The sequence below is a fragment of the Streptomyces sp. LN549 genome (assembly GCF_043203805.1).
Classification (GTDB): Bacteria; Actinomycetota; Actinomycetes; order Streptomycetales; family Streptomycetaceae; genus Streptomyces.
Map to the genome: position 1 here is coordinate 8369200 of NZ_JAZHRI010000002.1, position 15228 is coordinate 8384427.

A 15228-nucleotide genomic window follows, 5' to 3' on the forward strand; every position below is an offset into this window, starting at 1 on the left:
CGGAACGAGCCGAGTTCGCGACGGAATCCCGCCTGGTGGAGAGAGTGACGCACTGATGGAAAACGAAGAGAAGCTCCGCGAATACCTGAAGTGGGTCACCGCCGACCTGGTCCAGTCCCGCGAACGCGTTGCGGAACTGGAGTCCCAGGCCGCCGAACCGATCGCGATTTCCGGCATTGCCTGCCGCTTCCCGGCCGGCGTCCGCTCCCCTGAAGACCTCTGGCGTCTCGTCTCCACCGGCACCGACGCGGCGGCCCGGATCCCGACCGACCGTGGCTGGGACGTGGAAGACCTCTACGACCCGGAACTCACCCGGCCCGGCTCCATCGGCACCCGAGAGGGCTCCTTCCTGGAGGACCTCGGCGACTTCGACGCGGGCTTCTTCGGCATCTCGCCGCGTGAGGCGCTGGGCATGGACCCGCAGCAGCGGCTGCTGCTGGAGACGTCGTGGGAGGCGCTGGAGCGGGCGGGCATCGACCCGCACTCGCTGCGCAACAGCCGCACCGGCGTCTTCGTCGGCTCCAACACCTGGGACTACGCCCCACCTCTCACCCAGGCCCCCGACGAGGTCGCCGGCTACCTGATGACCGGCAACACCCCCAGCGTGATGTCCGGCCGGATCTCCTACACCCTTGGCCTCGAAGGCCCGGCGGTCACCCTGGACACCGCCTGCTCGTCCTCCCTCGTCGCCCTCCACCTGGCCGCTCGCTCCCTCCGCTCCGGCGACTGCTCGCTCGCCCTGGTCGGCGGGGTCGCCGTCATGGCGGCACCCGGCGTGCTCATGGAGTTCAGCCGCCAGCGAGGCCTTGCCCCCGACGGGCGCTCCAAGGCGTTCGCCGCCGGCGCGGACGGCGTCGGCTGGGGCGAAGGCGTCGGCGTGCTCGTGGTGGAGCGGCTGTCGGATGCCCGGCGGCACGGTCGCCGGGTGCTGGCGGTGGTGCGGGGTTCGGCGGTGAATCAGGACGGTGCGTCGAACGGGCTGACGGCGCCGAATGGTCCCTCTCAACAGCGGGTTATCCGGCAGGCGTTGGCGAGTGCGGGCTTGTCCGCGGCGGACGTGGATGCTGTGGAGGCGCATGGTACGGGGACGCGGCTCGGTGATCCGATCGAGGCGCAGGCGCTGCTGGCGACCTACGGTCAGGGGCGGTCGGCCGAGAAGCCCTTGTGGCTGGGTTCGTTGAAGTCGAACATCGGACACACGCAGGCTGCCGCCGGGGTGGCGGGCGTGATCAAGATGGTCATGGCGTTGCAGCATCGCACTCTGCCGCAGACCCTGCACGTGGATGAGCCGACGCCACAGGTGGACTGGACCGCGGGCGCTGTGGAGCTGTTGACCGAGGCGCGGGCCTGGGAAGAGGTCGAGGGTCGCCCGCGGCGGGCGGGTGTGTCCTCCTTCGGAATCAGTGGGACGAATGCGCACGTGATTGTGGAGGAGGCTCCGGCGTTGCCGTCGTCGTCGGGCGAGGGCCCGGTGGTGGTGCCGGTTGCGGTGCCGTGGGTGGTGTCGGGGCGTTCGGTGGAGGGTTTGCGGGCGCAGGCCGGGCGGTTGCTGGCGCGGGTCGAGGGTGACCTGGGGCTGTCGGTGGTGGATGTGGGTGCGTCGTTGGTGGGGACGCGTTCGGTGTTCGAGCACCGGGCGGTTGTGGTCGGTGGTGGGCGTGAGGAGCTGCTGGGGGGCCTGGCGGGGCTGGCGGCCGGGGAGCCTTCGGCGTCGGTGATAGCCGATGAAGGTGCTTCCGGGCCGGCCGGTGGTGTGGGTGTGTTGTTCACGGGTCAGGGTGCGCAGCGTGTGGGGATGGGGCGGGGGTTGTACGAGGCGTTCCCGGTGTTTGCTGATGTGTTGGATGAGGTGTGTGGGGCGTTTGATGAGTTGTCGGGTGGGTCGTTGCGTGAGGTGATGTTCGAGGGTCCTGCGGGGGTGTTGGACCGGACGGAGTGGGCGCAGCCTGCGTTGTTCGCGGTGGAGGTGGCGCTGTTCGCGCTGGCGGAGTCCTGGGGTGTGCGTCCGGAGCTTGTTGCGGGGCATTCGATCGGTGAGCTCGCTGCTGCGTATGTGGCGGGTGTGTGGTCCTTGTCGGATGCGGTGCGGGTGGTTGCTGCTCGGGGCCGGCTGATGGGTGCGTTGCCGTCGGGTGGGGCGATGGTGGCTCTGCAGGCGTCGGAGGGTGAGGTGCTTGGGCTGCTGGACGGTTCGGTGGGTGTGGGTATTGCGGCTGTGAACGGGCCTGAGGCGGTGGTGGTTTCGGGTGTGGAGGCTGCCGTTGTTGCGGTGTCCGAGTCGGTGGCGGGGTGGGGTCGTAAGACGAAGCGGCTGGTGGTCAGTCATGCGTTCCACTCGCTGTTGATGGACCCGATGCTGGACGACTTCCGGGCCGTCCTGGATACGGTTGAGTTCAATGAGCCCACGCTTCCGGTGATCTCCGCTCTCACTGGCCGCCTCGCCACCGCAGGTGAGCTGTGTGATCCCGAGTTCTGGGTGCGGCATGTCCGTGAGCCCGTCCGGTTCGCGGACGTTGCCGATGTGATGCGTGCTGAGGGCGTGACCGCTTTCACCGAACTGGGGCCGGATGGGGTGCTGTCGGCTCTGGTTCCCGGTTGCGTGCCCATGCTGCGGTCCGGCCGTGACGAGCCCCGTACCGCTGTGTCCGCTCTCGCGTCCCTCTTCGTGCAGGGACAGTCCGTCGACTGGTCCGCGCTCTTCACCGACACCGGCGCCAGGACCGTCGAACTCCCCACCTACGCCTTCCAGCGCACCCGCTACTGGCTCGAGGCGACATCCGGCGGCGCCTCGACGGGCCATCCGTTCGTGGGTGCCGTCGTCGAACTGGTCGGTGCGGGCGGTCTCGTCGTGTCGGGCCGGCTGTCCCGGCGGTCGCACGGATGGCTGGCCGATCACGCGGTACTGGACACGGTGCTGGTGCCCGGGACGGCCTTCGTCGAGCTGGCCTCATGGATAGGGGAGCGCTGGGGCGGCGGTGTCGAAGAGCTGACACTGCAGGCACCGCTCGTGCTGCCGGACCGCGATGACGTGCAGATCCAGGTGGTCGTCGGTGCCCCGGACGACAGCGGCCGTCGCGAGATATCCGTCTATTCTCGCGCCGACGCCGGGACCGATGACGAGTCCGCCGGCTGGGTTCAGCACGCGACCGGCACCCTCGCGGCCGACCGGCAGGACCCCGCAGAGGATCTGGACTGGACGGTATGGCCGCCAGCCGGTGCGGTGCCCGTGGAGACCGAAGGGGCCTACGAACGGCTGGCGGGCGCTGGTTTCGCCTACGGGCCCGCGTTCCAGGGACTGCGGATGGTCTGGAAGAACGGGGACGACGTCTTCGCCGAGGTGGAGTTGCCGGTCGAACAGCATTCGGCGGCCGCGTCGTTCGCCCTTCACCCCGCCCTACTGGACTCGGCCCTGCATGCCATCGGCGCGGGCGAACTGCTGGGCGACGACCCCACCGGCAGGCTGCCCTTCTCCTGGCGCGGCGCCACGGTCCACGCCTGGGGAGCCACAGCGCTACGGGTCCGGCTGACCAGGACCGGCCCCGACACGCTCTCCCTGGTCGCCGCCGACCCGGCCGGTCAACCGGTCGTCTCCATCGACGCGTTGGCCTTGCGTCCGATCACCGCCGACCAGTTCCGCACCGCGGGCACAGGAGTGCACGACGCGCTCTACCGCGTGGACTGGACCGAACGTGACCTGCCGGAATCCGCCGAGGCGGCCTCGTACGCCCTTCTCGGCGCCGGTGACGCCCTCACCCGCACCGCCGCCCGCACCGGCATTCCGGCCTACGCCGATCTTGATCGCCTGCGTGAGGCCGTCGACGCCGACACTCCGGTGCCGCCCTGCGTGGTCGTACCCCTCGCATCGAGCACCACGCCCGCCGGCTTCGCCGTCGCGGAAGCGCACCACAGTGTGCACGACGCGCTGGCAGTCGTGCAGGAGTGGCTGGCGGACGAACGCTTCGCCGCGGCCAGGCTCATGGTGCTGACCCGGCGGGCGGTCGCGGTCGGCCGGGACGAGGACGTGCTGGATCTCGAACGCGCCCCTGTCCGCGGTCTGGTGCGGTCCGCACTGCGGGAGAACCCGGACCGGTTCCTGCTGGCCGACGTCGACGAGCTGACGCCCGACGCGATACGGGTCGCGGTGGCGGCCTCGTCGGCCGGCGAAGCGGAGACCGCGATACGAGGCGGCCGCGTACTGGTGCCACGGCTGGCACGCGCAGTCGCGGACGTGAACCTCCCGCTGCCCGGGGCATCGGCATGGCGGCTCGAATCCCTCGGACGAGGCACGCTGGAGGACAACCTCGTCCTCACCCCGTACCCCGCCGCCGAGGCACCGCTCAAGGAGGGCGAGGTACGGGTCGGCGTCCGGGCCGGCGGACTCAACTTCCGTGACGTGATGATCGCGTTGGGCATGTACCCGGGCGAGGCGCGGATCGGTGCAGAAGGGGCCGGTGTCGTCCTCGGCGTCGGCCCCGGAGTGACCCGGCTCGCCCCCGGGGACCGGGTAATGGGTCTGTTCTACGGGACGATCGGACCGACCGTGGTGACGGACCACCGAGTACTGGCCCGCATCCCCGACGACTGGTCGTACACCGATGCCGCCGCCGTCCCGGTGGTCTTCCTGACCGCCTACTACGGTCTGGTGGACCTCGCGGGACTACGCCCGGGCGAGCGCGTGCTGATCCACTCAGCGGCCGGAGGCGTAGGCATGGCGGCTGCCCAACTGGCCGGCCACCTCGGGGCGGAGGTGTTCGGCACCGCGAGCCCGCACAAGTGGGACACAGTCCGTTCCCTCGGCGTTGCCGAGAACCGGATCGCGTCCTCGCGCAGCCTGGAGTTCGCCGATCGGTTTGCCGCCGAGGCCGGCGAGCGCGGGATGGACGTCGTACTGAACTCCCTCGCAGGGGAGTACGTCGACGCGTCGCTGCACCTGCTCGGCGACGGCGGCCGCTTCCTGGAGATGGGGAAGACCGACAAGCGGCACCCGGAGGAGGTCGCCGCCGCGCACCCCGGCGTGCACTACCTGGCCTTCGACATGCTGGAGGCCGGACCGGACCGGATCGGGCAGATGCTGGCGGAGATCGTCACCCTGTTCGGGGCGGGCGCCCTCCGACCGCTGCCCGTCCGCAGCTGGGACGTACGGCAGGCAGTGGCCGCCTTCCGCCACATCAGCCAGGCCAAGCACATCGGCAAGGTCGTCCTCACCCTGCCGCCGGCCGTCGCCGACGGCACCGTCCTGCTGACCGGAGCCACCGGGTCGCTCGGCGGCCTGATCGCCCGGCATCTCGTACGGGAACACGGTGTACGGCGGCTCGTACTCGTCAGCCGCAGCGGTCCGCAGGCACCTGGAGCCGCCGAACTTGCCCGGGAAATGGCCGACATGGGAGCGCAGGCCGAGCTCGTGGCCTGCGATCTGGCCGACCGGGACGAGGTCCGTCGGCTCATCGACACGATCACCGCGGACGGCCCGCTGACGGGCGTGGTCCAGGCCGCCGGCGTTCTGGACGACGGCGTCGTCGACGCGCTGACCCCCGAGCGGGTCGACGCAGTCCTCCGGCCGAAGCTCGACGCCGCCTGGCACCTGCACGAACTGACCCTGCACCAACCCCTGTCCGTCTTCGCGCTGTTCAGCTCAGCCGCGGCCACCTTCGGCGCCGCCGGGCAGGGCAGCTACGCGGCGGCCAACACCTTCCTCGACGCACTCGCCCAGCACCGCAGGGCTCAGGGCCTGCCGGCCGTCTCCATGGCCTGGGGCCTGTGGGCCCAGGCCGACGGCATGACCGCCGAACTGAGCCATGCCGACCGGCAGCGGATGAGCCGCGGCGGCCTGGTGCCCCTGTCCGAGGCCGAGGGTCTCGCGCTCTTCGACGCCTCGCTCGACCACGGTGACGCCGCCCTGGTTCCGGCCCGTCTCGACCTGGCGGCCCTCCGCCGCTCGGAAGGACCAGTGCCCGAGGTGCTGCGCAGCCTCGTCCGGGCCCCCGCCCGTCGGGCCGGTGCCGCAAGGTCTGGCGCCAAGGGCGCCGAAGCTCTAAGGCGCAAGCTCCTCGCGCTGCCGGCGGACGAACGGCTGGACCAGGTGCTCGCCACGGTGCGGGCTCAGGCGTCCGCGGTGCTGGGACACGGCGCCGCCGCAGCGGTTCAACCCGACCGTGCCTTCAAGGAAATGGGCTTCGACTCGCTGACCGCCGTGGAGTTGCGCAACCGGCTCAACACCGAGACCGGCGCGAGGCTCCCCGCGACTCTCGTGTTCGACCACCCGACGCCACAGGCACTGGCCGCCCGCATCCTGGCCGACGTCCTCGGCTCCGACGCGGAGCAGGAGCCGCAGCGCGCAGCCGCCGAGCCGGTCCATGGCTCGGCAGACCTCGGCGAACCGCTCGCCGTGGTCGGCATGGCCTGTCGATTCCCCGGCGGGGCGGAATCCCCGGAGCGCCTCTGGCAACTGGTCGCCTCCGGTGCCGACGCGATCTCCGGCTTCCCGGCCGACCGCGGCTGGGACACCGAGGCGCTCTACGACCCCGACCCCGACCAGCCCGGCACGACCTATGCCCGGGAAGGCGGCTTCCTGAACGACGCGGCAGGCTTCGACGCCGGCTTCTTCGGCATCTCCCCCCGCGAGGCCATTTCCATGGACCCGCAGCAGCGCCTGCTGCTGGAGGCCGCGTGGGAAGCGCTGGAGGACGCCGGGATCGACCCGGAGGGAATGCGCGGGACCGGAGCCGGCGTCTTCGTCGGCGCCAGCGGCCAGACCTACTCCTCGGTCCTGGCCCGCGCCGCCCAGGACTACGAGGGTTACCTGCTCACCGGCAGCACCGGCAGCGTCCTGTCCGGACGCCTCGCGTACTCCTTCGGCCTGGAGGGGCCGGCCGTGACCGTGGACACCGCGTGCTCGTCGTCGCTGGTCGCACTGCATCTGGCCGGGCAGGCGCTGCGCTCGGGAGAGTGCTCCATGGCGCTGGTCGGAGGCGTCGCGGTGCTGTCCACCCCTGACCTCTTCGTCGAGTTCAGCCGCCAGCGCGGCCTGTCGCCCGACGGCCGTTGCAAGGCGTTCGGCGCGGGCGCCGACGGCACCGCGTGGGCTGAAGGCGTCGGCATGCTGGTGGTCGAGCGGCTGTCCGACGCCCAGCGCAACGGACATCAGGTGCTCGCGGTCGTACGCGGCTCGGCGGTCAACCAGGACGGTGCGTCGAACGGCCTGACGGCACCCAACGGTCCTTCCCAGCAGCGGGTCATCCGGCAGGCGTTGGCGAACGCCGGGCTGTCCGCGGCCGAGGTCGACGTGGTGGAGGCGCACGGCACCGGGACCCGGCTGGGCGACCCGATCGAGGCGCAGGCCCTGATGGCCACGTACGGGCAGGAGAGGTCCGACGACCAGCCGTTGTGGCTGGGGTCGTTGAAGTCGAACATCGGGCACACGCAGGCCGCCGCCGGGGTCGCCGGCGTCATCAAGACCGTGCTGGCGCTGCGGCACGGCGTCCTGCCGAAGACCCTGCACGCCGACGAGGTGACTGCCGAGGTCGACTGGTCCTCGGGGGCGGTCCAGGTGCTCACACAGACGCGCGCCTGGCCGGAGACCGGTGCGCCGCGCCGCGCCGCGGTCTCGGCCTTCGGCGTCAGCGGCACCAACGCGCACGTCATCATCGAGCAGGCGCCCGACCCGGAGCCCGTCGCCCCGGCGGAACCGGTGACCGCACCTTCCGCAGTCGTGCCGTGGACACTGTCCGCCCGGTCCGAGCCCGCGCTGCGCGCCCAGGCGGCGCGGTTGCTCAACCGGGTGCAGGAGGGCGACGCGACCCCCGCCGACCTCGGACTGTCGCTGTTGTCCTCCCGGGCGGTCCTTGATCACCGGGCGGTGGTGGTGGGCGCCGGCACCGAGGCACTGATGGCTGGTCTGGAGGCTCTGGCGGCTGGCGTTTCGGCGGTGGGGACGGTTCAGGGTTCGCTTCAGGGTTCATCTGGTCGGGTGGTGTTTGTTTTTCCGGGTCAGGGTGGGCAGTGGGTGGGGATGGCGGCGGGTTTGTTGGGGTCGTCGCCGGTGTTTGCTGCTCGGTTGGTGGAGTGTGCTGAGGTGTTGGATGCGTTGACGGGTTGGTCGTTGTTGGATGTGGTGCGGGGTGTGGAGGGTGCTCCGTTGTTGGAGCGGGTGGATGTGGTGCAGCCGGTGTTGTTTGCGGTGATGGTGTCGTTGTCGGCGTTGTGGGCTTCGGTGGGTGTGGTGCCGGCGGCTGTGGTGGGTCATTCGCAGGGTGAGATCGCGGCGGCGTGTGTGGCGGGTGCGTTGTCGTTGGAGGATGCGGCTCGGGTGGTGGTGTTGCGGAGCCGGGCGATTTTGGTGTTGTCGGGGCTTGGGGGTATGGCGTCGGTGGCTTTGCCGGCTGTGGAGGTCGGTGAGTTGTTGGGGCGGTGGGGGTCGGCGTTGTCCGTTGCGGTGGTGAACGGCCCGTCCTCGACGGTTGTTTCCGGTGATGGGCAGGCGCTCGATGAACTGCTGGCGGATTTGGCGGACAGGGGTGTGCGGGCCAAGCGTCTCCCGGTGGATTACGCCTCCCATTCGGTACATGTGGAAGCCATCGAGGATGAGCTCCTGGATCTGTTGGCCCCTATCACGCCTCTGAGCAGTGATGTCGCCTTCTACTCCGCGGTGACGGGTGGGGTGGTCGACACGACCACACTCGACGCGGCGTACTGGTATCGGAATCTGCGGCAGACGGTGCGGTTCGAGGACGCGACGCGAGCTCTGCTCGCCGACGGCCATACCGTCTTCGTGGAGGCGAGTCCGCATCCGGTGCTGACCCTGGGCATCCAGGAGACCTGCGAGGACACCGGCACGCACGCGGTCAGCACCGGCACCCTGCGCCGGGACGAGGGCGGACTCGACCGCTTCCTCCTCTCGGCCGCCCAACTCCACGTCCACGGCGTCCCCGTCGACTGGAAACCCCTGTTCACCGGAACCGGCGCCCGAACCGTTGCGCTCCCCACCTACCCCTTCCAGCACCAGCACTACTGGCCCGAGGCCGCGCCCGCGGAGATCGCACAGGGCGGTGTCGACCCGGCGGAGTCGGAGTTCTGGCAGGCCGTCGAGGACGGTGACCTCGGCGCGCTCGCCGACACGCTCAAGGTGCCCGGCGACGGCGCGCTGAGCACCGTACTACCGGCTCTTTCGTCCTGGCGGCAGCAACGTCGGACCCACTCCGCCGTGGACGGTTGGCGCTACCGCGAGACCTGGCGGGCGCTGCCCGGTAACCGCGCCTCCAAGGCAACCGGCCGCTGGCTCGTGGTGGTCCCCGCTGACGCCGGAGGGGACGCGTGGGCTGCCGCAGTCCCGGAAGCGCTGAGCGTGGCCGGAGCGCAGATCCGTACGCTCGCTCTTCCCGAACACGGCGCAGACCGGACCGACCTCGCTCGGCGGGTGCGGGACGCGGCAGCCGGCGAACCCCTCGACGGGATCCTTTCGTTGGCCGCCCTGGACACCCGTGACCACCCGGACCTCCGGGCGACGCCGGTCGGCGCCGCGATCACCATGGCGCTGGTGCAGGCGCTCGGAGACATCGGCGAGACAGCCCCGCTGTGGTGCCTCACCCGCGGCGCGGTATCGGTCGGCTCCGGCGACCGGTCCACCGGCGCCGCCCAGGCCCTCACCTGGGGGCTCGGCCGGGTGGCGGCACTGGAACACGCCGGGCGCTGGGGCGGCCTCGTCGATCTGCCGCCGGCCCCGACACCTCGGGCCGTAGGGCTGCTGCTCGGGCTGCTGACCCGGACCTCTGTGCCACAGGACGGAGCCGAGGACCAGCTCGCGGTACGCGACTCCGGCGTCTTCGCCCGGCGCCTGGTCCGCAGCCCGCGCGGTGGACGGCCGCCCGCCTCCTGGACGCCCAAGGGCACGGTGCTCATCACCGGCGGTACGGGCGCGCTGGGCGCCCGGATGGCCCGGTGGGCGGCGGCCGGCGGCGCCGATCACGTGGTCCTGGCCAGTCGTAGCGGCGAAGAGGCGCCCGGGGCAACGGAGTTGGCGGCGGATATCGCCGCCACCGGCTGCCGGGTGACCGTCACCGCCTGCGACCTGACCGACCGTGAATCGGTCGCCGCCCTGGTCGACGGCCTGGCAGCCCAGGGTGACCCGGTGCGCACGGTCCTGCACACTGCGGGCGTCTCCGCGTACGGAGCGTTCGCGGAGTTGCCCCCGGCCGACTTCGCCGACGTGCTCGCCGCGAAGGTGCTCGGCGCCCGGCACCTCGACGAACTGCTGGGCGACTCGCTCGACGGCTTCGTCCTCTTCTCCTCCATCGCCGGCGTCTGGGGGAGTGGGGGCCAGGCACACTACTCGGCGGCCAACGCCTATCTCGACGCACTGGCCCGACGACGCCATGCCGCCGGTCGCCGTGCCACCTCCGTGGCCTGGGGCTCGTGGGGCGACGGCATGCTCAGCGACGAGCGGGCACGGCAGTTGCGACGCGGCGGCGTCCTCGCCATGGATCCGGACCTCGCTGTCACCGCGCTCGAACAGGCCCTCGCGGACGAGGAGACGGCGATCGTCGTCGCCGACGTCGCCTGGGACCGGTTCTTCCCCGCGTTCACCCTGCACCGGCCAAGTCCCCTCCTGAGCGATCTGCCGGAGGTCGTGGCGCTGCGGGCCGGCGACGGGACGGCCCCGGCCACCGCCGACGACGGCTCATGGCGGCAAACTCTCACCGGTCTGTCGCCCGACGCCCGGCCCAAGGCCGTACTCGAACTGGTACGCACCCAGGTCGCGGCCGTCCTCGGGTACGCATCCCCGGAAGCGGTCGACGCCGAACGCGCCTTCCGGGAGATCGGGTTCGATTCGCTGACCGCGGTCGAGCTCCGCAACCGGCTCAAGGCCGTCACGGGCCTCGCGCTGCCCGCCACCGTCGTCTTCGACCACCCGAGCCCCAGCACTTTGTCCGCCCACCTGCTTGGCGAGGTGGGTGGTGCGCCGACGGACGCCGGCGGACTCCAGGACGCGCTGGCAGGCATCGACCGGCTGGAATCCCTGGTCGCGACCGCCGTCGAGGACGGGGACCGTGCCCGGATCGCCGCCCGTCTGCAGTTCCTCCTGGCCCGTGTCGGCGCCACGGAAGCCGACGGTGTCGGCGGAGCCGAAGGAGGTGGCCTCGGCGGTGCGGAACCGGTCGTCACCGACGGCGAGGACTCGGCCGAACAGCTCCGGTCCGCCTCGGACGACGAGATCTTCGCATTCATCAACCGGGAACTCGGGAAAGACCAGTGACGATTCCGGACCGGAAGGGAGGGGTTCCGATGGAAGACACCGAGAACGAGCAGAAGTTGCGCGACTACCTGAAGTGGGTTACCGCCGATCTAGTCCAAACCCGCAAGCGAGTGACCGAGTTGGAGGCCCGACAGGCGGAACCCATAGCAGTCGTGGGCATGGCATGCCGCTATCCCGGGCACGCCGACACCCCCGAGGCGCTGTGGGACCTGCTGGTCGAAGGGGCCGACGTCATCGAGGCGTTCCCCGACGACCGCGGCTGGGACACCGAGGCGCTCTACGACCCGGACCCTGACCGCTGGGGCACCTGTTATGCCCGTGAGGGCGGCTTCCTCTCGGCTGTGGCCGACTTCGATCCGCGGTTCTTCCGCATCTCCCCGCGCGAGGCGCTGGCCATGGACCCGCAGCAGCGGCTCCTGCTGGAAACCTCCTGGGAGGCATTCGAACGCGCCGGCATCGTCCCGGCCACGCTCCGCTCCGCCCCCACCGGCGTCTTCCTGGGCTCCAGCATGCAGGACTACGGCGAACTGCTGACCCGCAACCCCCATGGCCTGGAGGGGTACTTCCTCACCGCCAACGTAGGCAGCGTCATCTCCGGCCGCCTCTCGTACACCTTCGGCCTCGAAGGCCCGGCGGTGACCGCGGACACGGCCTGCTCCTCCTCGCTCGTCGCCCTGCACATGGCCGCTCAGGCGTTGCGTGCGGGGGAGTGCTCGCTCGCCCTGGCAGGCGGCGCCACCGTGATGGCCACCCCAGGCATGCTCCAGGTCTTCAGCCGCCAGCGCGGCCTGTCACCGGACGGCCGCTGCCGCTCCTTCTCCGAGGACGCCGACGGCACCGGATTCTCCGAAGGTATCGGGGTGCTGGTACTTGAGCGGCTGTCGGATGCCCGGCGGCACGGTCGCCGGGTGCTGGCGGTGGTGCGGGGTTCGGCGGTGAATCAGGACGGTGCGTCGAACGGGCTGACGGCGCCGAATGGTCCCTCTCAACAGCGGGTTATCCGGCAGGCGTTGGCGAGTGCGGGCTTGTCCGCGGCGGACGTGGACGCCGTGGAGGCGCATGGTACGGGGACGCGGCTCGGTGATCCGATCGAGGCACAGGCGCTGCTGGCCACGTACGGGCAGGACCGCCCGGCCGAACACCCGTTGCTGGTCGGGTCGTTGAAGTCGAACATCGGACACACGCAGGCAGCCGCCGGGGTGGCGGGCGTGATCAAGATGGTGCTGGCGCTCCAGCACGGGATACTCCCCGCCACCCTGCACGTGGGGGAGCCGACGCCGGAGGTGGACTGGTCCGCGGGTGGCGTGGAGCTGTTGACCGAGGCGCGGCCCTGGGAGGCCCGGCCGGGCGGGGACGGCCTGCGGAGGGCCGGAGTCTCGGCGTTCGGGGCGAGTGGGACGAATGCGCACGTGATTGTGGAGGAGGCTCCGGCGTTGCCGTCGTCGTCGGGCGAGGGCCCGGTGGTGGTGCCGGTTGCGGTGCCGTGGGTGGTGTCGGGGCGTTCGGTGGAGGGTTTGCGGGCGCAGGCCGGGCGGTTGCTGGCGCGGGTCGAGGGTGACCTGGGGTTGTCGGTGGTGGATGTGGGTGCGTCGTTGGTGGGGACGCGTTCGGTGTTCGAGCATCGTGCGGTTGTGGTGGGTGACGGGCGGGATGGGCTGGTTGAGGGTCTGGCGGCGCTGGCTCGTGGTGAGGTGTCGTCTTCCGTCACCACGGGTGTGGCGGGTGTCGGTGGTGTGGCTGTGTTGTTCACGGGTCAGGGTGCGCAGCGTGTGGGGATGGGGCGGGGGTTGTACGAGGCGTTCCCGGTGTTTGCTGATGTGTTGGATGAGGTGTGTGGGGCGTTTGATGAGTTGTCGGGTGGGTCGTTGCGTGAGGTGATGTTCGAGGGTCCTGTGGGGGTGTTGGATCGTACGGAGTGGGCGCAGCCTGCGTTGTTCGCGGTGGAGGTGGCGCTGTTCGCGCTGGCGAAGTCGTGGGGTGTGGTGCCTGGCGCGGTGGCGGGGCACTCGGTGGGTGAGCTCGCTGCTGCGTATGTGGCGGGTGTGTGGTCTTTGTCGGATGCGGTGCGGGTGGTTGCTGCTCGGGGTCGGTTGATGGGTGTGTTGCCGTCGGGTGGGGCGATGGTGGCTCTGCAGGCGTCGGAGGGTGAGGTGCTTGGGCTGCTGGACGGTTCGGTGGGTGTGGGTATTGCGGCTGTGAACGGGCCTGAGGCGGTGGTGGTTTCGGGTGTGGAGGCTGCGGTTGTTGCGGTGTCCGAGTCGGTGGCGGGGTGGGGTCGTAAGACGAAGCGGCTGGGGGTCAGTCATGCGTTCCACTCGCTTCTGATGGACCCGATGCTGGACGACTTCCGGGCCGTCCTGCGGCAGGTTGACTTCAACGAACCGCGTATCCCGGTGGTCTCCGCTCTCACTGGCCGCCTCGCCACCGCAGGTGAGCTGTGTGATCCCGAGTTCTGGGTGCGGCATGTCCGTGAGCCCGTCCGGTTCGCGGACGTCGCCGAGGCCATGAACGACGAGGGAATCACCGCCTTCACCGAACTGGGGCCGGATGGGGTGCTGTCGGCTCTGGTTCCCGGTTGCGTGCCCATGCTGCGGTCCGGCCGTGACGAGCCCCGTACCGCTGTGTCCGCTCTCGCGTCCCTCTTCGTGCAGGGACAGTCCGTCGACTGGTCCGCACTCTTCACCGACACCGGCGCCAGGACCGTCGACCTCCCCACCTACGCCTTCCAACGCACCCGCTACTGGCTCGACGGCACCGCCTCACTTGCCGAATGGCAGCAGCCGGAGCCCGAGCGAGCGTCGAAGACCGAACGCTGTCCTCTGCGGCAGGAATTGATCGCGGCGGATCCTGCGGAGTGGGAGCACATTCTGCTGAACGGGGTACGGACACAGATCGCCCTGGTGCTGGACTACGCCGACGACGAGAACACGGACGCCGACCAGCCGTTGTCCGAGTTGGGCTTCGACTCACTGACGGCGGTGGAGCTTTGGCGGAAGCTCTGCGCGGTGACGGGCCTCGTACTGCCGCCGACCCTGGTGTTCGACCACGCGGCAGCCCGACCGCTCGCCAAGTACCTGCTGGCAGAGTTCTCGGCGCTGGACGACCTCAGCACCACCGACGCGCCCGACACCGGGGACGCCGTACCTGAGCAGCCGCAGCCTTCGGTGCCCGAGGAGACGCACGCTCTGCTGCCCCTGTTCCGAACCGCCTGCGCCACCGGCCGGATCGCCGCAGGATTCGATCTGCTCGCCGCTGCAGCCGAGTTGCGGCCGACGCGCGGCGGGACGACCCGACTCGAGCCGGTGGTCTTCGCCCGCGGCGGAACGGCTCCCGCGCTGGTGTGCCTTCCGTCCCTGGTCGCGCCCTCCAACGTCTTCCAGTTCGCCCGGATCGCGGCCGGTTTCAGGAAGGTTCGCGACGTGTCGGTGCTGCCGCACCCGGGGTTCGCCCCCGGTGAGCCCCTGCCCGCCACGACAGCCGAACTCGTCGCGGACCGGGCCGCGGCGGTCCTGCGTTGCGTGTCCGGCGGCAGCGGCTTCGTACTGGTCGGCTACTCCTCCGGAGGCTGGCTCGCGCACGCCGTGGCCGAACATCTGGAACGTACTGGAGACGGCCCGGCGGGTGTGGTCCTGCTCGACTCGCACCTGCCGGGAAGCACCGGCCTCGCGGGCATCCAGTCGGCCCTCCTGACGGCGATGTACGCGCCAGGGGAGGGCGAGCTACGGGTCGGGGACACCGAACTCACGGCCATGGCTCGCCACCTGCGACTGTTCGACGACTGGCGGCCCGGAGCCGTACAGGCACCGACTCTGTTCGTCGCAGCCGGGCACGGGCTCGCGGGCGACCCCGTGGGGGCCGGCCGCGCTCAGTGGCCGCTCGCGCACGACGCCGTGGAGGTCGCGGCGGACCACCTCTCCATGATTCAGGAAGCAGCACGTCCAACCGCCCAGTGTGTCGAGCACTGGCTGACCGGGAGGTGA

At 70.8% G+C, this 15228-nt stretch carries 2 protein-coding genes; both read left to right on the forward strand.

Annotation, left to right across the window (positions count from 1 at the left end):
• Nucleotides 1-52 precede the first annotated feature (52 nt).
• Nucleotides 53-11248: a type I polyketide synthase gene (locus SH922_RS37035; protein ID WP_393063801.1), complete on the forward strand. Its 11196-nt coding sequence runs from the start codon at nucleotides 53-55 to the stop codon at nucleotides 11246-11248.
• Entirely contained in the window at nucleotides 11245-15228 is a 3984-nt protein-coding gene (locus tag SH922_RS37040; protein ID WP_393062914.1) for a type I polyketide synthase, read from the forward strand. Before SH922_RS37035 ends, SH922_RS37040 begins: the two co-directional genes overlap by 4 nt.